Raw genomic sequence first — 20,266 nt, 5'->3', positions numbered from 1 at the left:
TATTATTTATTGCTTTGGTACACCGCTTTCACGGCATTGCCGATTTTAGCCAGGCTACGTACAGTTTTCACACCTGCTGCTTCCAGAGCAGCAAATTTGTCATCTGCAGTCCCTTTACCACCAGCAATGATGGCACCAGCATGGCCCATACGTTTGCCTTTTGGTGCAGTTACACCAGCGATGTAGCCCACTACAGGTTTGGTCACGTGCTCTTTAATATAAGCCGCCGCTTCTTCTTCTGCATTACCACCAATCTCACCGATCATCACGATGACTTCAGTTTGCGGGTCTTCCTGGAATAACTTCAGGATATCGATAAAGTTAGAACCAGGAATTGGGTCACCACCAATACCAACACAGCTTGATTGGCCGAAACCGATATCAGTCGTCTGTTTTACCGCTTCATAAGTCAGAGTGCCTGAACGAGAAACGATACCGACTTTACCCGGCAAGTGGATATGGCCAGGCATGATGCCAATCTTACATTCGCCTGGGGTAATAACACCCGGGCAGTTAGGGCCGATCATGCGCGCATCGGATTGCTCCAATCTAACTTTGACTACCAGCATATCCAGCGTCGGGATGCCTTCAGTAATGCAGATGATCAATTTGATACCGGCGTCGATAGCTTCCAGAATTGAATCTTTACAGAACGGCGCTGGCACGTAGATAACGGATGCTGTTGCACCGGTAGTTTCTACTGCTTCACGTACTGTATTGAATACCGGTAGGCCCAGATGCTGGGTTCCGCCTTTGCCTGGCGTAACACCGCCAACCATTTTGGTGCCATAGGCGATAGCTTGTTCAGAGTGGAAAGTCCCTTGGCTACCGGTGAAGCCCTGGCAAATAACTTTGGTGTTTTTATCAATTAAAATAGACATTATTTAGCCCCCACTGCCGCTACAACTTGCTGAGCCGCATCTGTCAGGCTGGTCGCAGCAATGATATTCAAACCGCTGTCTGCCAGTTTTTTGGCACCCAGTTCGGCATTATTCCCTTCCAGACGAACCACTACCGGTACGTTGACACCCACTTCTTCAACAGCACCAATAATGCCGTCAGCAATCAGGTCACAACGCACGATCCCGCCGAAGATGTTAACGAAAACCGCTTTCACTTTGTCATCAGACAAAATAATTTTAAAGGCTTCAGTCACACGCTCTTTGGTTGCACCACCACCAACATCGAGGAAGTTAGCGGGTTCGCCACCGTGCAGTTTCACGATATCCATGGTACCCATCGCCAAACCAGCGCCGTTTACCATGCAACCAATGTTGCCATCCAGTGCGACGTAGTTCAGTTCCCACTGCGCAGCATGTGCTTCACGGGCATCTTCCTGACTTGGGTCACGCATTTCGCGCAGTTCAGACTGGCGGAACAAGGCATTACCATCAGCACCCAGCTTGCCATCCAAACAGATCAAATCGCCTTGTTTGGTGATAACCAGTGGGTTGATCTCGACCATTGCCAGGTCACGTTCCAGGAACATGGTTGCCAGACCCATAAAGATCTTGGTGAACTGAGCCACTTGCTTACCGGTCAGACCCAGTTTAAAGGCTAATTCACGACCTTGATAAGGTTGCGGGCCAGTCAACGGATCCAAAGCGATTTTGTGGATCAGCTCTGGTGTCTCTTCGGCAACTTTTTCAATTTCAACACCGCCTTCAGTGGATGCCATAAACACCACACGACGGGAACTGCGGTCAATAACCGCGCCCAGATAGAGTTCTTTATCAATATCTGTTGCAGCTTCAACCAAAATTTGGTGAACCGGTTGGCCATGGGCATCTGTCTGGTAAGTTACCAGTTTTTTACCCAGCCATTGTTCAGCGAAAGCACGAATATCTTCTTTGCTATTAACCAATTTCACGCCGCCCGCTTTACCGCGACCGCCAGCATGTACCTGACATTTAACCACCCACGGGCCAGCACCGATTTTAGATGCGGCTTCTTCTGCTTCACGCGGTGTGGTACAGGCGTAACCCGTTGGAGCGGGCATGCCATACCGAGCAAACAGTTGTTTTGCCTGATATTCGTGTAAATTCATGATGTTCTATCCATATAAGGTCTGAGATGGGCCGAAGCCTTCCAGGTAGCCTGATTGCGCGGAGGCAGGTTATCAACACCTTGCAATCAGACTGACCTTGTCATTTATCTTTTTTATACATCAAGCAGCAAGCGAGCTGGATCTTCCAGCATCTCTTTCACTGTCACCAGATAACCAACAGACTCGCGGCCGTCGATCAACCGGTGATCGTAGGACAGTGCCAAATACATCATTGGCAGAATCACTACCTGACCATCTACCGCCATTGGACGATCTTTAATGGCATGCATGCCAAGGATCGCGCTTTGTGGTGGGTTAATGATCGGAGTCGACATCAATGAGCCGAATACGCCGCCATTGGTAATGGTGAAGTTACCGCCAGTCAGTTCTTCAACTTTCAGTTTGCCGTCACGGCCTTTTACAGCCAGTTCTTTGATCTTTTTCTCAATATCAGCCATGCCCATGGTGTCTACATCACGCAGTACTGGCGTTACCAGGCCGCGCGGAGTCGAAACCGCAATGCTGACATCAAAGTAATTGTGGTAGACCACATCTTCGCCATCGAGGGAAGCATTCACTTCCGGATAACGTTTCAGTGCTTCAACAACAGCTTTAATATAGAAGGACATAAAGCCCAGACGAACACCGTGGCGTTTCTCAAAAGCTTCGCCATACTGCTTGCGCAGATCCATGATCGGCTTCATGTTGATTTCGTTAAACGTCGTCAACATTGCAGTGCTGTTTTTCGCTTCCAGCAGGCGCTCGGCAACACGTTTACGCAGGCGCGTCATCGGCACACGTTTTTCACTGCGGCCTGCGATAGGTGCGACAGGTGCTGCGGCTTCAACTTTGGCTTCTGCCGCTGCGGGTGCCGACTTGCGGTTTGCCAAGTGACTCTCGATATCTTCACGCGTCAGACGGCCACCCACACCGCTGCCTTTAATTGCAGCAGCATCCAGAGAGTGCTCAGCAATCAGACGACGAATCGCCGGGCTGAGGGTATCGTTGGTTTCTTCTTCCAAGCTAGCAGTCTGGCGCTGAGCAGGAGTTGACTCGGTGCTCTGGCTTTTCTCTTCAGTCGGCAGGCCGGAACTATCACTTGGGCGAATACGACCCAGTACCTGGCGTGAAACGACTGTGGCACCTTCGTCTTCCAAAATGGCGTCCAGAATACCGTCCTGGCTGGCCGGAACTTCCAGAATCACTTTGTCTGTTTCGATCTCAACCAGCACTTCATCACGTTTGACGCTATCGCCCGGTTTCTTGTGCCAGGTTGCTACAGAGCCATCGGCGACAGACTCAGGGAGGTCAGGAACATTAATATCTACGCTACTCATTCTCTATCCTTTATGTGTTAACCGGCTCGCTATTCAACGGTCAGCGCGTCATTAACCAGAGCTTGTTGTTGTTTCTGGTGTACGGAAATATATCCAACTGCCGGAGAAGCTGAGGCTGGGCGGCCTGCGTAACGCAAGGAAGCACCAAATGGAATCACTTCACGGAAGTTATGTTGGCTACAATACCAAGCCCCCTGGTTAAGCGGCTCTTCTTGGCACCAGACGAAATCATGTACATGAGCAAATTGTTCCAACACTGCTTGCACAGCGTGATGCGGGAACGGATAAAGTTGCTCGATACGTACGATAGCGACATCGGTTTGCCCATTCTTACGGCGCTGTTCCAACAGGTCATAGTAGACTTTGCCTGAGCACATCACGACACGCTTGACACCTTTCGGATCCAACTCGTCAATTTCGCCAATCGCTGGCAAGAAGCTGCCATTAGCCAGTTCATCCAGAGAGGATACCGCCAACGGATGACGCAACAGTGACTTAGGCGACATAACCACCAGTGGACGGCGCATACCACGTAATGCCTGACGGCGGATCATGTGGTAAACCTGTGCAGGCGTTGATGGAATACATACCTGCATGTTTTGTTCAGCACAAAGTTGCAGATAACGTTCCAGTCGCGCAGAGGAGTGCTCTGGACCTTGCCCTTCGTAACCATGTGGCAGCAACATTACCAGACCACACATCCGGCCCCATTTCTGTTCGCCGGAGCTGATGAACTGGTCGATAACAACTTGCGCACCGTTGGCAAAGTCACCGAACTGTGCTTCCCAGATAGTCAGAGTACGTGGCTCAGCCGTGGCATAGCCATATTCAAATGCCAAGACCGCTTCTTCCGACAGCACAGAGTCCCATACCTGGAAGTTACCCTGCCCGCTGTGCACATTTGCCAGTGGCACGTAAACAGAACCATTTTTCTGGTTATGAATCACGGCATGACGATGGAAGAAAGTACCGCGCCCCGCATCCTCGCCGGATAAACGAATCGGGATACCTTCATCTACCAGTGTGGCATAGGCCAGAGTTTCAGCACCACCCCAGTCAAATGGCTTCTCACCTGCAGCCATCAAGGCACGATCACCATAGATCTTGGCAACACGTGATTGCATTTCAATGGCTTCCGGCGCATGGCTGATACGACGCGCCAAATCTTGCAGGCGTTTCATCTCAACTTTGCTTGGATATTCCTCGTCCCATTCATGGTTCAGATAAGGTGACCATGTGAAGGATTGCAGATTCATCGGACGCCACTCTTCCACCACACAATCACCGTGATCCAGAGCATCACGATACAGGTTGACCATTTCCGTGGCATCTTCCAGGCTGGCGATATTTTGCTCGGTCAGCTTGTCAGCATAGATTTTGCGCGGCGTCGGGTGTTTTTTGATCTTCTGATACATCACTGGTTGTGTGGCACTTGGCTCATCGGCTTCGTTATGCCCATGGCGACGGTAGCAAACCAGGTCGATCATCACGTCACGTTTAAAGGTGTTACGGAAATCCAACGCCAGACGGGTAACAAACGCCACAGCTTCAGGATCATCAGCATTTACGTGGAAAATAGGTGCCTGTACCATTTTGGCGATATCGGTACAGTATTGGGTAGAACGCGCATCCAGTGGGTTCGAGGTGGTGAAACCAATCTGGTTATTGATAACAATGCGCACCGTCCCGCCCACTTCATAGCCACGGGCCTGAGACATGTTCAAGGTTTCTTGCACCACTCCCTGCCCGGCAATCGCCGCATCACCATGAATGGTGATTGGCAATACCATGTTGCTGCGAGCTTCGTCCAGGCGGTCACGCCGTGCACGTACCGAACCAATAACAACCGGGCTAACAATTTCCAGATGCGATGGGTTAAAGGCCAGTGCCAAGTGAACCAGCCCGCCTTCGGTTTCGACATCAGAAGAGAAACCTTGGTGATATTTAACGTCACCGGTACCCAGATGTTCTTTATGTTTACCAGAGAACTCATCAAACAAATCTTCCGGTTTCTTACCCAGCACGTTAATCAATACGTTCAGACGGCCACGGTGAGCCATCCCCAGAACGACTTCACGTGTGCCATTCTTACCCGCATGGCGAATCATCTCTTTCAGCATAGTGACCAGCGAATCGCCGCCCTCTAGCGAGAAACGCTTAGCGCCCGGGAATTTAGCCCCTAGATAACGTTCCAAACCTTCAGCGGCAGTCAGTTCGCTCAGGAAACGGCGCTTCTCTTCATCGCTGAATGTCGGTTTCCCGACCACCGACTCAATACGCTGCTGGATCCAGCGTTTTTCTTCGGTGTTGGTAATGTGCATGTACTCAGCGCCAATTGGCCCGCAGTAGGTCTGCTTCAGAGCTGCGTACAGGTCAGACAGCTTCATGGTCTCTTTGCCAATAGCAAAAGAGCCGACATTGAAGGTGTTCTGGAAATCGGCTTCGGTCAGATTATGATAGGAAGGCTCGAGGTCTGGAACAGACTCCTGCTTCCACAAACCGAGTGGATCAAGGTTGGCATGTTGATGGCCGCGGAAGCGGAAGGCATTGATTAACTGCAATACCTTAACTTGCTTGGCATCATTTTCAGGATCGCTGATGGATGAGTTATAACGAGAGGTATCCTTCGCCAGGCGACGGAAATACTCACGAGTTTGAGAGTGGAACTGATCAGGTTTTACACCCGTCGTCGGTAGTTGTTGAAAAATTGAACGCCAACTATCATCAACGGAACCAGGATCGGTTAAAAAGTCTTCATAGAGCTGCTCTATGTAGGACTGGTTCGCGCCCGCCAGATAGGAGGAATCCAGCCAGGCCTTCATTGCGCCGTTCTGCATCATGATCCCTTAAGCTTTGAAGCTTCAGTTTTCGCCGTGGTTAACATATACACCGTAATATCAACGGTTTGCCGTAAAAACGGTTCACTCGATGTGCTCAATGCACATTCTGTTATGGACCTTAACGGTCCCGTTCAAGGAACCTCTAAAAACAGACAGCTCGCCAGTTTTTAGAGATTCCCTACCTTGAAGCAACCCGGGGGATACATTCCCCGGGTTAATAAACTCACATCATGCACTACGTTGCAACAACATAGATTTAATGTGGCCGATTGCTTTGGTCGGGTTAAGGCCTTTAGGACAAACACTGACACAATTCATGATGCTATGGCAGCGGAAAACACTAAAAGCGTCGTCCAGATCATCCAAACGTGCTGTTGTTTCAGTATCACGGCTGTCTATCAGGAAGCGATAGGCCGCCAGTAATCCTGCTGGGCCAACAAATTTGTCCGGATTCCACCAGAATGACGGGCAAGAAGTTGAGCAACAAGCGCACAGGATACATTCATACAAACCATCCAGTTTTTCACGCTGCTCCGGCGACTGTAAATGCTCACGTGCTGGCGGATTTTTGCCATCATTCAACAGGTAAGGTTTAATTTTCTCATACTGAGTATAAAACTGCCCCATATCGACCACTAAATCCCGCACCACCGGTAGCCCCGGCAATGGGCGGATCACAATCTTTTTATTGCCCTTTTGCAAAACTGAGATCGGCGTAATGCAGGCCAATCCATTTTTGCCATTCATATTCAGACCGTCAGAACCACAAACGCCTTCTCGGCATGAGCGGCGGAACGACAAAGTCGGATCTGTTTCTTTTAACTGGATAAGTGCGTCCAGCAACATCATATCCCGGCCTTCTTCCGCTTCCAGGGTGTAATCCTGCATATGCGGCGCGTTATCGACGTCCGGGTTATAGCGATAAATCGAGAATTCAAGCTTCATGACCTATTCCTCCGTAACGGGCATCAGTAAGAACGCACTTTCGGCGGGAACGCCGCGCGTAGCTTAGGTTGCATGTTTACCTCACGGCGGGTCATGCTTTCGGTGTTCGGCAAATACAGCGAATGACACAGCCAGTTCGCATCATCACGCTCCGGGAAGTCAAAGCGGCTATGAGCGCCACGACTTTCGGTACGGAAGTTTGCTGACACAGCGGTAGAAAACGCCGTTTCCATCAGGTTATCCAGCTCCAGACATTCAATACGTTGGGTATTGAACTCACTGGAAGTGTCATCCAGACGGGCGTTTTGCAGACGTTCACGGATAGTTTTCAGTTCTTCCAATCCATTTGCCATGGCATCCCCTTCACGGAATACCGAGAAGTTATTCTGCATGCAAGATTGTAATGCTTTACGGATTTCAACTGGGTCTTCACCGGAACGGGTGTTATTCCAGCGGTTCATTCGATCCAGTGAAGCTTCAATATCTGAATCACTGGCATCGCGGCTGGGGCCCTGCTCCATTAAGGACTCTTGCAGATGCATACCCGCGGCACGACCAAAGACCACCAAGTCCAGTAAGGAGTTACCACCCAAACGGTTGGCACCATGGACGGAAACACAGGCAATCTCACCTACCGCAAACAAACCAGGGATAACCACATCTTCACCCTTTTCATTTACCGTGATGGCCTGACCGGTCACTTTAGTCGGGATCCCGCCCATCATATAATGACAAGTTGGAATCACCGGGATAGGTTCTTTGATCGGGTCAACGTGGGCAAAGGTGCGAGATAACTCAAGAATACCCGGCAGTCGGGACTCCAGAACCTCTTTACCCAAATGGTCTAGTTTCAACTTCGCATGAGGGCCCCAAGGACCATCACAGCCACGGCCTTCACGGATTTCAATCATGATAGAACGTGCCACTACGTCACGACCCGCCAAATCTTTGGCGTTCGGGGCATAACGTTCCATAAAGCGCTCGCCGTGTTTATTCAGCAGATATCCACCTTCACCACGACAACCTTCGGTCACCAACACTCCCGCCCCGGCGATACCCGTCGGGTGGAACTGCCACATTTCCATGTCCTGCACCGGAACACCGGCACGCAGGGCCATGCCCACACCGTCACCGGTATTAATGTGCGCGTTGGTTGTGGATTGATAAATACGCCCGGCACCACCGGTGGCCAGCACAGTTGCTCGCGCTTTGAAATAGACCACTTCACCGGTTTCAATGCAGATAGCGGTACAGCCAACAAAAGCGCCGTCCTGATTCTTCACTAAATCCAGCGCATACCACTCGGAAAAAATGGTGGTGTGGTTTTTCAGGTTTTGCTGATAAAGGGTATGTAACAGTGCATGCCCGGTACGGTCAGCTGCAGCCGCAGTACGAGCCGCTTGCCCACCGCCGAAATTGAGCGACTGCCCACCGAATGGCCGCTGGTAAATACTGCCGTCTTCTAAACGGGAGAAAGGCAAGCCCATATGCTCCAGTTCGAGAACTGCTTCCGGGCCGGTTTTACACATATATTCGATGGCATCCTGGTCACCGATATAATCGGAACCCTTTACCGTGTCATACATATGCCATTCCCAGTTATCTTCATGGGTGTTACCCAGTGCGACAGTAATACCCCCCTGCGCAGATACGGTATGAGAACGGGTCGGGAAAACTTTAGATATCAGGGCGCAAGACAGCCCCATTTGTGAAATTTGTAGTGCCGCGCGCATACCTGCGCCACCTGCACCAACAACAACAGCATCAAACTCTCTGACCGGCAGTTTCATTTAGGCACCCCACACCACAATTGTTCCATACAATAGATAGACCAGCAGCGTAATCACGACGGCCAGTTGTAACACCAGACGTAACGCCAGCGGCTTTATATAGTCCGTTAATACCTGCCACAGACCAATCCAGGCGTGAGCCAAAATTGACAGTAATGTCAGCAGGGTAAACACTTTTGTGATGTGCGAGGCAAAGAAGCCACGCCAGATTTCGTAGGTGATATCCGGGACAATAACGACAAAGCCCAGAATATAGAGAACATATAGAGTGATGACGATTGCAGAAGCACGTAGTAACAGCCAGTCGTGTACTCCATTACGCCCTAACGCAGAAGCATTGCTTACCATACAAGGACTCCAGCTAAAACTGACAGCACCAAGGTTAACACCATTGCGACTTGGGCGGAGCGGGTCCCCGCAGCCAAGCTCTCTTCGATATAGCCGAAATCCATTAACAAGTGACGAATGCCACCGCAAATGTGATAGGCCAGCGCAGTGAGTATTCCCCAGAAGATGAATTTAACAAAAAAGCTATTCATGATCGCCGCAGCTTGCATGAATCCCTCTTGCGAGGAAACAGACAAACCTAACAGCCAAAGGAGGATACCAACGGCAACGAAAGTAATTACGCCAGAGACTCGGTGTAAAATGGACGCTATCGCAGTAACAGGAAATCGAATCGTTTGCAGATCCAAATTGACAGGTCTTTGTTTTTTCACGTTTTTGCCCACACAGCTTTTATTATTTTCCATCCTCCGGATCTGGGTGGGGGTCAGACAGCGTTAAGAGCCGAAACTCTTCACATCGCACATTTAAACATAACATCCTGAATGCTTAGACGGCGTGCTCTGTATAACGCTGGGTGCTCCTACTTCAGGGTAATCCGGAGACCTGGCGGCAGTATAGGTGGTTCACATTCTTATTACAATTCCCACACAAACTGATTGGTAACATTTCCCCTGAACAGTGATTAGGATCACGATTTACACAATTTATATAAAATTAATTATCTGATTTGACAAAGAATAAACATTTCCATTACAACTAGGGTAGAAATAAGCCCTATGATGCACTAAAGGTCTGCGGATACACTTCCCCATAAGCCTAAGTTATGCAACAGTGTATTAAGTGAATATCCCCATAGATATCGTAGGCAATGAACCATCAACGATAAGTATCCGACAAATCGTTAACAACTTTGTAACGTCACCTATTGATCCAGAGCTTAGGATCACGGGCCGCATTGGCAAGATACTCTGTACCCTAAATCACCTGTTTAATGGTGAATAAAACAGAGCAGTGCTGATGAGGTGATGGCCTTGCGGACATCTAAGATATTTCAGTTGTTAGAGATTTTAAAATAAGCGCTAAGGAGACTGTAAATGGCTAACAAGAAAGCGACGCTGAATCTAGAAGGCGAAGCTGCGATCGAACTGGGCGTGCTATCCCCAACCATCGGCACTGACGTTATCGACGTCCGCACCTTAGGTTCGAAAGGTTATTTTACCTTTGACCCAGGCTTTACTTCTACCGCATCCTGCGAATCAAAAATCACTTATATCGATGGTGATGAAGGTATTCTGTTGCACCGTGGCTTCCCGATTGCCCAGTTAGCTAACAATTCCACCTATTTGGAAGTTTGCTACATCCTGCTGTACGGCGAAGCACCAACCCCTGAAGAGTATGAAACCTTCAAAGCAACAGTGACCCGCCACACCATGATCCACGAGCAGATCACCAGTCTGTTCCGCGGGTTCCGCCGTGACTCACACCCAATGGCAGTATTATGCGGGGTGACGGGTGCACTGGCCGCCTTCTATCATGATGCACTGGATGTGAATAACGAGCGCCATCGTGAAATCACCGCCTTCCGTCTGCTGTCCAAAATGCCAACCGTTGCCGCGATGTGTTACAAATATTCAATCGGCCAACCGTTTGTTTATCCGCGTAACGACCTATCTTATGCCGGTAACTTCCTGCGCATGATGTTCTCAACACCGTGTGAAGAATATGAAGTGAACCCAGTGTTGGAACGCGCGATGGATCGTATTTTCATCCTGCACGCCGACCACGAGCAAAACGCCTCAACCTCGACAGTTCGTACTGCGGGTTCTTCTGGCGCTAACCCGTTTGCCTGTATTGCTGCCGGGATTGCCTCCCTGTGGGGACCGGCTCACGGCGGCGCGAACGAAGCCTGCCTGAAGATGCTGGAAGAGATTAAAACCGTTGAGCATATTCCAGAATTTATCCGCCGTGCGAAGGATAAAAATGACTCATTCCGCCTGATGGGCTTTGGTCATCGTGTGTATAAAAACCACGACCCGCGCGCCACTGTGATGCGTGAAACCTGCCATGAAGTGTTGAAAGAGTTAAAACTGGAAGACGATCTGCTGAAAGTGGCGATGGAGTTGGAGCATATTGCGCTGAACGACCCGTACTTCATCGAGCGTAAATTGTATCCAAACGTTGACTTCTATTCAGGCATTATCCTGAAAGCATTGGGTATTCCGTCTTCAATGTTTACCGTTATCTTTGCAATTGCGCGAACTATCGGCTGGATTGCTCACTGGAATGAAATGCACGACGAGGGCATCAAAATTGCTCGTCCGCGTCAGCTTTATACCGGTTATGCAGAGCGCGAATTTAAAAGTCAGTTGAAAAAATAAGTTTTTTTATTTTTCTAATATTGCGTAAAACGCCACCTTCCGGTGGCGTTTTTTATGACTAAATCAGTGAATTGCGCCGCCGGGAATATGCAGATCGTGCTCAATTTGCAAGGCAATAGAGATTGCCAATTCCAAGGCTATCAACACCGATTGTGTCGACATACTGGGTGCGCCGGGGTGATCGACGGCCTGTTCAGGTAAGTAAGGAATATGGATAAATCCGCCCTTAACATCACTATTAGATGAATTTAAGCGGTGCAATAAGCCATACATCACATGGTTGCAGACATAAGTTCCGGCAGTCTGGGAAATCGAGGCCGGAATTCCTGCATCACGAATCCCTTGTACCATCGCCTTGATAGGCAAGCGGGTAAAATAGGCCGCCGGACCTTCCTCGACGATAGGTTGGTCGACAGGTTGATGACCCAAATTATCTGGAATTCGGGCATCATCAATATTAATGGCAACCCGCTCGATGGTGATATCGGCACGCCCACCAGCTTGACCAATGGCTAACACTAACACCGGCTGAATATCATCTATCGCAGCATTCAGTGCAGTCAGGGCTTCACCAAAAGCGCAGGGCAATTGACGGGCCACCACTCTGACACCTCCCATCATTAAATCATTCAGTTGCTTGACCACTTCCCAAGAGGGATTCACCCGCTCACCACCAAATGGCTCAAACCCGGTAATTAATACACTTCTCATCATCCCTCCTAGAGAAACATCAGGAAATACAGCAAAAATACGTTAACAATCAATAGAGTAATCCCGGTTGGGATCTGTGCTTTGATCACCGCATTTTTATCCGGTAGCTCCAATAGTGCGGCAGGAACGATGTTAAAGTTGGCAGCCATAGGCGTCATTAAGGTGCCGCAATAACCTGAGAACATCCCGATAGCGGCCATCACTGCGGGGTTACCCCCATGCTGCAATACCAAGATTGGAATGCCGATACCTGCCGTCACAATAGGGAAAGCGGCAAACGCATTCCCCATGATCATCGTCAGCAGCGCCATGCCAATAGCATAGACCGCCACCGCAATAAAGCGATGATCTACCGCCAGATATTCCTGAGTTAAGTGGGCAATCGCCGTCCCAACTCCGGCGGTGGTAAACAGCAGACCGAGTGTTGCCAGAATCTGCGGCAAAATAAATGCCCAGCCAATGGAGTCCAGCAAACGCCGAGCTTCCTGTACCGGTTGTGCGGCAGTCTCGCGGGTCATCACCACCGCAATCAGCAGGCCGAGTACACAGCCGACAGTCATGGAGAATAAGGTCACTAAAGTTGAGTGGTTACCTGAACCAAACAGCCACTGGTCCAGTGCTGGGATATAACTAAACAGCAGCACACCGATAACAGTCACAATTGGAATTGTCAGCGCAGGGATAAACAGCTTATTACCCAATCGTTTAGCACTCACTTCGCGTTCTTGCGCAGTACGCTGATGATAGCTGCCCAGCTTTACACCACCAAAACCGGCTATCAGTGCCATGATGACCACCACCACACCGACCGTGATATTCAGAATGCGTTTTTCATCTGGCCCTTCTCCCCCTAGGGTACTAGCCAGACGGTAGGTCCAATCACCCACCAAAAAAATCAGCCCGTACAGCCCCCAAAATAGGCCGGTGGTGATACGGCGCGGGTTGGCTTTATCACGAAATGACATTGCCGCCACAATCAGTAATACAACCCCCGCCAACCAATATAAATATTGCTGTTGGAAAATCATTTGACGTCTCCTTTGGTGGCCAAAGCAGACTGACTCAGCGCAGTTAATTCAGCGGCGAGTTGTTTATCTAAACGTTGTAAGCGGTAAGAATGGATCAGGAAAGCACAAATTGCGGTCGGGATGCCCCACAATGCAATGTGTAGTGGCTCGGTCTGAATCCCACCGGACTCCAACATAAAGTTGTGCATAAAGATAATGGCGCCAAAGGCGACAAAAATATCTTCACCGAAGAATAAGCCAACGTTATCTGTGGCGGCAGACATCGCCCGTAGACGATAGCGCACCTTCTCTGGCAATTCGCCATACCGAGTGGTTGCCGCACCTTCAGCCATTGGGGCCAATAGCGGACGCACCATCTGAGCATGCCCCCCAAGACTGGTTAAACCCAGTGCTGCCGTGGCCTCACGTACGAACAAATACACAATCAGTAAGCGGCCAGAAGTGGCACTTTTAATCTGCGAAATCCACGCCTGCGCCCGCTCTTTCAAGCCGTGGCGCTCAAGTAGCCCGATAACGGCCAATGGCAGTAACAGAATCAATGGCAGGTTGCGGGTGTTAAGAAACCCTTCACCCAGTTTTTCCAAAATAGTCGCTATCGGCATCAATGCGGCCAGACCGGTAATAATCCCGGCGGTAATGACGACCAAGACGGCGTTTATACGCAGTAAAAATCCAATGACAATTGCCGCGATACCAATCAGCGGCCATAGGTTTACCGTTTGTTCCAAGGTGACTCTCCTGTCATAAAAATATGATTCCACCGGGGCTTGGCGGTTATGTTTTTAATGCCCCAAAGCGGTTAATTATTGTGCGGTAACGTCGATGTTGTGTTGCTGAAAACTCTCTCGTAAACGGCGGGCAAAATTCAATGCATGAACACCATCACCATGTATGCAGACAGTATCCGCCTGCACCGGCACCCAGTGACCATCACGGGCCTGAACCTGACGGCGCTGCACCATTGCCAGGGTTTGTGACAAAGCCAGTTCGTCACTTTCAATTAAGGCATCCGGCTGGCTGCGCGGCACTAAAGTGCCATCAGATTGATAGCGACGATCGGCAAAGACTTCCTGACGAGTGACTAGCCCCGCGCGCTCACCGGCACGGATCAATTCGCTCCCGGCCAATCCGACCAACCGTAATGCCGGGTCTACTGCCTTGACGGCCTGAGCAATAGCATTAGCCAACAGCGGATCCACGGCGGCCTGGTTGTACAACATGCCGTGGGGCTTCACATGCTGCATCACGCCCCCTTCCGCTTTCACCATGGCGGCAAGAGCACCAAGCTGATAAACCACTTGGGCATAGACAGTTTCTGGTGGTAGCTGCATTGCTGTGCGCCCGAAATTCTCGCGATCCGGGAAACTCGGGTGTGCGCCAATAGCCACCCCATATTCGATAGCCCAGCGCACCGACTGGCGCATAGTTTGTGCATCACCGGCATGGAAACCACAGGCAATATTGGCAGAACTGACCAATTGCAGCAGAGCCTGATCATTGGCACAGCCTTCGCCTAAATCCGCATTTAAATCCACTTTCATTTGGCCTCCGTGGCATCGAAACCTTGCTGTAAGCCCCACTCGATTTGTTGCAAGAAATGTTGCTGTTCGGACTTGGCGCGCAGCGCTTCTTCCAAGGTACATGGGACAAAGTGCACCGGCTCACCGAGCCGAAGTTGCGCTAGGTGGTAGAGGTCGGCTTCGATAACACAAGCAATGCGCGGATAACCGCCAGTGGTTTGCGCATCTGCCATCAATACAATCGGCTGACCGTTATGAGGGACTTGCACCACACCGGGTAATAAACCGTGGGATAACATCTCGCGGGAAGTGGTGCGCATTAACTCGCGCCCCGTTAGCCGATACCCCATCCGGTTACTTTGCGGGCTGAGTTGCCAAGCTTCACGCCAGAACGCGCCCTGCGCAATATCGTCAAATTCATGATATTCCGGCCCCGGAACCGCTCGTACACGATTACCGAATAACAACTGTTTTATACCGACGGATTCACGTGGCAAACGGGTTGGCTTGCCGAGCGGCAGGCTGTCGCCCTCTTTAATTAACCGCCCCTGATAACCACCAAAGCCCGCTTTCAGGTCTGTGCTGCGCGAGCCGAGCATTTCCGGTACATCAATACCACCAGAAATCGCCAGATAACTGCGCATGCCACGCACTGGTACACTGAGTTTTAACTGTTGTCCGGGCTTGACCGGATAACGCCATCCCGTCCACAGCAGTTGGCCCTCAAGCCGCGCATCGCAACCCGCGCCAGTTAATGCTATCCAGCCCGGCTGGGTAAATTCAGCGGTAAATTGGCCAAGAGTAATCTCCAGCCCAGCAGCCCCTGCATCATTCCCGACCAGCATGTTCGCCATCATCAGCGCAGGTAAATCCAATGCCCCGCCCTGACTGATACCCAAACGACGAAAACCGCCACGGCCGCTATCTTGCACTGTGGTATAAATACCTGAACGAATAATATTCAACATACGCCCTCCTTTAAAGGCAGGAAGCGCACATTGTCACCCGGCCGCAGCAAGGTTGGCGGCATCTCTAATGGGTTAAACAGTGCCAATGATGTGCGACCAATTAACTGCCAGCCACCAGGCGTTACCAGTGGATAGATCCCCGTTTGGCTGCCACCGATACCAACAGAACCTAGCGGAACCACCAGACGTGGCTCGGCGCGTCGTGGGGTGGACAACTGCTCAGGCATACCGCCCAAATAGGAGAAACCTGGCTGGAAACCCAGGAAATAGACGATATAACTCGCCCCTGCATGGCACTCAACCACCTGCCGCTCGGTCATACCGGTATGGCGCGCCACTTCAGCCAGATCAGGGCCGCTTTCACCGCCATAAATCACTGGAATGGTGATATCACGCGACTCAGGCACTAATGACTCACTCTCTTCCCACCAACGTTGCAGGCGCTCAATCGCATCCAACGCGGTATTTTGTGGATCGGTCAGCAATAAAGTCAGATTATTCATGCCAGGGATCGCTTCAATAATATCAGGGTGATGAATCAGGCGATCAGCCAAACCCCAAATCCGCTGCTGACTTGCTAATGTTACCGGCGGTTCCAGCTCCAGAACCACCGCACTCTCTCCCAGTAAATAGCATCGTGCTCGTTGCACTCCCGTCTCCCTGATTAATTTATAGTTTTTGTTTTTAGATAAATAACAGCCATAAGTACATATTTATGCGTTAGCACCTAGCCGCTGTCAATAGAAGCGAATCAACCAATAATTGCGAGCAATCACTAGCCATGAACATGATGGCGATATTAATCACTATAAATGCTTATTTTTATGGTTTTTTAATGATGATAGAGGGTGTGAAGCGATTTTTTTCTTATTTAAAATCAGAGTTCAACGGGGAAATATTCTTAAAAATTGCAGTTTTATCATTCAACTATGACTAGATGATTGTTTTAAACAGCCTTATGGCGGATAAAGCCTTGTTTGTAGTGAGGTTAAATTTTTTCATACTGGGACTGCGGACTAGATGTTAAATTTGGCACCGATGATACTCCTCATCGGTGCCAAATTTAACTAACTCAGGCTCAAGCTGGGTTAGGGATATCAATAAAGATAACCTCAAGTTGATGTTGAGCTGCTAGCCATTCACCAAGCGCTTTGATGCCATAGCGCTCAGTTGCATGATGCCCTGCGGCATAAAAATTCACACCCATCTCGCGAGCGATATGAATTGTCTGCTCAGAAACTTCACCCGTTATGAATGCATCGACACCAAATTCAGCGGCTTGCTGAATATAGCCTTGCCCACCGCCGCTGCACCAGGCAATACGGCGGATACTGGCTGGCGCGCGATCACCACAATGCAACACCTGACGATCCAATAACGTTTCTAACCGCTCACGTAAAATGACAGCATTTAGCGGGGTATCAAATTCACCGTAAGGCAAGAGAGTTTCAATCTCCCCCAACACCCGGATATCAAGCAATTTTGCTAGCTGCGCGTTATTGCCTAACTCTGGATGGGCATCCAGCGGCAAATGATAGCCATACAGATTGATATCATTGGTGAGCAATGTTTTCAGGCGGTTACGCTTCATCCCACGCACCACTGCCGGTTCGTTTTTCCAGAAATAACCGTGATGCACCAAAATAGCATCAGCCTGCTGCCCAACAGCAGCATCCAGCAATGCCTGACTGGCGGTCACACCGGTGACGATACGGCGAACCTCTTCGCGCCCCTCAACCTGCAAACCATTGGGTGCGTAATCCTGAAAAGCCGTGATATCCAGCTTATTGTTGATAAGGGTTTCCAGTTCTGTGTTACGCATTTTTTATGTCTCGCTAGTTATCTATACCGGTGAAAAATATAAATTTCACCTATCGTTTCAGGTGCTATTGCTTTAAAACCTCAGGCTATCACCTTGTTCCATAATGATAAAATTAATACCCATATCATTACCTTGTGCTAGCTCAGCAGCAATGGTTTTACGCACATCCTGCCCTTGCTGGAATGACGGTTTGATATGGCTAATCACCACCGGCAAACCTTTTAATGGCTCCTCTTCTCCACTATAAGCGGCGAGTTTTTTCAGCTCTTTTAGCAACCATTTTGGTGTCATATGACCATACAACTTGCTGTCCGGAGCATCATTGGGATAGGAAACCTCAATAATCATCCCTTTTAGTTGCTGCTGTTTCACCTTTTCAGCCAGTTTACGCCACACCACATCCAGATTTTTCGACTTTTCTATTTCATCCGGCCCGGTATCACCAAAATAGGCAAAAGTGGCATTATTGCTGCTGATAAGCAGCATCGAAGAGGGTGATTTATCATGGCTCAGCGGGTACATCTCGCCCGTTAAGCGGGTCAGCCCCATACTCAGCGGCTGAGCCGGACGCACCAATTGCATCCGATAAGTTCCTAATCGAGTGCCACTGCCACTGTCAGTAAAATTGGGCCAGACACGCCAGTTAAAATAGTAGTTTCGCAACACATCAATGGTATCTACCGAAGCATAAAGGGTTTTTTTGCTATCTTCTGGAGAGCCAATGATCAGGCCTGAAACATGGTCAAGATGAGCATGACTAATGAAATAGCTGTTAATACGCTGGCGAAAAATGTATCCCTGCCGGGTCAAGGGAGCAGCGATGTCATCCGTGATTTCAGGGAAGTTGCCTTTTTCCAGCGCCTTGGCGATGCCCGGTAGTACTGAGCCAGCATCCAGTGCCAAATACAGCGGCTGGCTGTCATCGCGAATGAGATAAGACGTCAGATTGCCATCACTGACACCGCCATCCACACCAAGAGCGACCACTTCAAAACCGGCTGCTGCCAGTGAGCTATACAGACTAAAAGAGAAAACCACCCCGGCATTAAGCAGCCTGCTACGACGTTTGCTACTGCTTAGCTTGCTGACACTTGATGCCGATTGAGTCGAAGAATAAGTCAAAAACATGAAGGCTCCTTGTGGTTAGGGATCCTTGCTGCCATCCCGCTTAGCGGCGTCAAATGCCGCGAGTGTAGCCAATCTGGCTGCTTTATGGTCCACCAGCGGTAGTGGGTAATCCAATGGCTGCTGTTGCCGCTGCGCCCAGTTCCATGGCTGATGGATATCGCTGTCTGGCACCATAGCCAACTCAGGTAGCCAGCGGCGAATAAACACGCCATCTTTATCAAAGCGCTCTCCCTGCGTGGTGGGATTAAAAATACGAAAATAGGGCGCGGCATCTGTACCGGTTGATGCTGCCCACTGCCAACCCCCATTATTAGCGGCTAAATCACCGTCCAATAATTGCGACATAAAATAACGCTCGCCTTGTCGCCAGTCGATCAGCAAGTCTTTGACCAAAAAGCTGGCACTGATCATGCGCAGCCGGTTATGCATCCAACCAGTTTCATTCAGTTGCCGCATTGCGGCGTCAACAATAGGATAACCTGTCTGCCCCTGTTGCCAGGCGATTAATTGCTGTTGTGAGTGATTCCATACTACCGCATCAGTCCAGCCAATAAAGGGACGATGCTGGCATAACCGTGGATAGGCTACCAGTAAATGGCGATAAAATTCACGCCAGATCAGTTCATTAAGCCAGATAAAGGCACCGCCGTCGGCATTTTCCAATACCTCTGGACACTCTGCCCGCAGACGATTCACACATTGACGAGGCGAGAGTATTCCCAGTGCCAGATAAGGTGACAAGCAACTGGTGGCTGCGATAGCAGGAAAATCACGCTGTTGCTGGTAGTCCTGAACTTGTTCACGGCAAAAGGTTCGCAACCGCTGAAGAGCAGCCTCTTCCCCCGCGGGAAAGAGCACGTTATCAAGAGGTTGCTGTGGATAATCAAATGGAGTCAGTGGCTGCGGCACTATTTCCATTGAGGCACTACGGGCTTTGGGGGCTGGCACGCTACCACAATCGCTCATTATCAGACGTTGAATGAATGCCCGGCGAAACGGAGTAAAAACTTTATACATTTCATTATTGCCCGTCAGAACACTGCCCGGCGGCAATAACACACTGTCATGGAAAGAGTTACAGGCAATATCCCGGCCATTAAGGCGAGCGACCAGTGCGTTATCGCGCAACTGTTCATTTAACTCATATTGCTGATTATAAAACAGCACATTCACTTGATGTTGCTGGCAAAAATCATCCAACCAATCAATCGAGCCCTGAAAATCATCACACTGATGATAGTGCAGCGGTATCGCCCGCGCCGCGAGCGCAGTTTGTAACTGTTGCAAGTTTTGCAGCAAAAATGCCGCCTGCCGTGGGGCCATATCATGTGTGGCCCACTGTGTTGGCGTAGCAACAAAGACGGCAATAACCGTTGCTTGTGGGTCTTGGCAAGCCGCATGCAGCGCCAAATTATCCGTTAGGCGCAGATCATTACGGAACCAAACCAGATGCGTTGCCATGTT

The 20,266-nt window shown here is 49.9% G+C and carries 18 protein-coding genes; 1 reads left to right on the top strand and 17 read right to left on the bottom strand.

All coding sequences use genetic code 11. The features are described 5' to 3' along the window. Positions 1-2 precede the first annotated feature (2 nt). The 8 genes from sucD to sdhC form a co-directional block, all read right to left on the bottom strand. On the bottom strand, positions 3-881 hold the full coding sequence (gene sucD, locus DJ58_RS02710; RefSeq protein WP_032911941.1) for a succinate--CoA ligase subunit alpha: 879 nt from the start codon (positions 879-881) through the stop codon (positions 3-5). After that, the gene (gene sucC / locus DJ58_RS02715) at positions 881-2,047 is read right to left on the bottom strand and encodes an ADP-forming succinate--CoA ligase subunit beta (protein ID WP_004712286.1); all 1,167 of its coding nucleotides are present in this window, start codon (positions 2,045-2,047) and stop codon (positions 881-883) included. Before sucC ends, sucD begins: the two co-directional genes overlap by 1 nt. Positions 2,048-2,160: 113 nt before the next feature. Beyond that, on the bottom strand, positions 2,161-3,384 hold the full coding sequence (gene odhB / locus DJ58_RS02720; RefSeq protein ID WP_004712285.1) for a 2-oxoglutarate dehydrogenase complex dihydrolipoyllysine-residue succinyltransferase: 1,224 nt from the start codon (positions 3,382-3,384) through the stop codon (positions 2,161-2,163). A 29-nt stretch (positions 3,385-3,413) separates the two neighbouring features. Beyond that, complete coding sequence (gene sucA, locus DJ58_RS02725) at positions 3,414-6,221, bottom strand: 2-oxoglutarate dehydrogenase E1 component (protein ID WP_032911940.1); 2,808 nt, start codon at positions 6,219-6,221, stop codon at positions 3,414-3,416. A 231-nt stretch (positions 6,222-6,452) separates the two neighbouring features. Next, positions 6,453-7,169 (bottom strand): succinate dehydrogenase iron-sulfur subunit, encoded by a 717-nt coding sequence (locus DJ58_RS02730; protein WP_004712283.1) that lies wholly within the window; start codon positions 7,167-7,169, stop codon positions 6,453-6,455. Between the two features lie 23 nt (positions 7,170-7,192). Beyond that, positions 7,193-8,959 (bottom strand): succinate dehydrogenase flavoprotein subunit, encoded by a 1,767-nt coding sequence (gene sdhA, locus DJ58_RS02735; RefSeq protein ID WP_004712282.1) that lies wholly within the window; start codon positions 8,957-8,959, stop codon positions 7,193-7,195. After that, the gene (gene sdhD / locus DJ58_RS02740) at positions 8,960-9,307 is read right to left on the bottom strand and encodes a succinate dehydrogenase membrane anchor subunit (protein ID WP_032911938.1); all 348 of its coding nucleotides are present in this window, start codon (positions 9,305-9,307) and stop codon (positions 8,960-8,962) included. Continuing rightward, entirely contained in the window at positions 9,301-9,711 is a 411-nt protein-coding gene (gene sdhC / locus DJ58_RS0122020) for a succinate dehydrogenase cytochrome b556 subunit (protein WP_172460456.1), read from the bottom strand. Before sdhC ends, sdhD begins: the two co-directional genes overlap by 7 nt. Before the next feature lie 630 nt (positions 9,712-10,341). On the opposite strand from sdhC, the gene DJ58_RS02745 reads away from it, so the two are divergent. Then, positions 10,342-11,625: a citrate synthase gene (locus DJ58_RS02745; RefSeq protein ID WP_004712279.1), complete on the top strand. Its 1,284-nt coding sequence runs from the start codon at positions 10,342-10,344 to the stop codon at positions 11,623-11,625. A gap of 63 nt (positions 11,626-11,688) precedes the next feature. Here DJ58_RS02745 and pcp read toward each other — a convergent pair whose 3' ends face one another. The 9 genes from pcp to phrB form a co-directional block, all read right to left on the bottom strand. Continuing rightward, complete coding sequence (gene pcp, locus DJ58_RS02750; protein WP_032911937.1) at positions 11,689-12,336, bottom strand: pyroglutamyl-peptidase I; 648 nt, start codon at positions 12,334-12,336, stop codon at positions 11,689-11,691. An 8-nt stretch (positions 12,337-12,344) separates the two neighbouring features. Continuing rightward, entirely contained in the window at positions 12,345-13,364 is a 1,020-nt protein-coding gene (locus tag DJ58_RS02755; protein ID WP_032911935.1) for a DUF979 domain-containing protein, read from the bottom strand. After that, a complete protein-coding gene (locus DJ58_RS02760) occupies positions 13,361-14,092 on the bottom strand; it encodes a DUF969 domain-containing protein (RefSeq protein WP_004712276.1) in 732 nt (243 codons plus the stop codon). Before DJ58_RS02760 ends, DJ58_RS02755 begins: the two co-directional genes overlap by 4 nt. Positions 14,093-14,167: 75 nt before the next feature. Then, complete coding sequence (gene pxpA, locus DJ58_RS02765) at positions 14,168-14,905, bottom strand: 5-oxoprolinase subunit PxpA (RefSeq protein WP_032911933.1); 738 nt, start codon at positions 14,903-14,905, stop codon at positions 14,168-14,170. Next, positions 14,902-15,852, bottom strand: coding sequence for a 5-oxoprolinase subunit PxpC (gene pxpC, locus DJ58_RS02770; RefSeq protein ID WP_032911931.1), 951 nt, complete (start codon positions 15,850-15,852; stop codon positions 14,902-14,904). The genes pxpA and pxpC overlap by 4 nt, the downstream gene beginning before the upstream one ends. Next, positions 15,846-16,502 (bottom strand): 5-oxoprolinase subunit PxpB, encoded by a 657-nt coding sequence (gene pxpB / locus DJ58_RS02775; RefSeq protein ID WP_004712273.1) that lies wholly within the window; start codon positions 16,500-16,502, stop codon positions 15,846-15,848. Before pxpB ends, pxpC begins: the two co-directional genes overlap by 7 nt. A 428-nt stretch (positions 16,503-16,930) precedes the next feature. Then, positions 16,931-17,674, bottom strand: a complete 744-nt coding sequence (locus tag DJ58_RS02780) for a type 2 GTP cyclohydrolase I (protein ID WP_004712271.1) — start codon at positions 17,672-17,674, stop codon at positions 16,931-16,933. Between the two features lie 72 nt (positions 17,675-17,746). Then, positions 17,747-18,802, bottom strand: coding sequence for an MBL fold metallo-hydrolase (locus tag DJ58_RS02785; RefSeq protein WP_004712270.1), 1,056 nt, complete (start codon positions 18,800-18,802; stop codon positions 17,747-17,749). Between the two features lie 15 nt (positions 18,803-18,817). Beyond that, entirely contained in the window at positions 18,818-20,263 is a 1,446-nt protein-coding gene (phrB, locus tag DJ58_RS02790) for a deoxyribodipyrimidine photo-lyase (protein WP_004712269.1), read from the bottom strand. Positions 20,264-20,266 lie beyond the last annotated feature (3 nt).

This window comes from Yersinia frederiksenii ATCC 33641 (assembly GCF_000754805.1).
Classification (GTDB): domain Bacteria; phylum Pseudomonadota; class Gammaproteobacteria; order Enterobacterales; family Enterobacteriaceae; genus Yersinia; species Yersinia frederiksenii.
The sequence above is the reverse complement of the archived record's forward strand: the minus strand, read 5'-3'. Positions and strand labels throughout refer to the sequence as shown.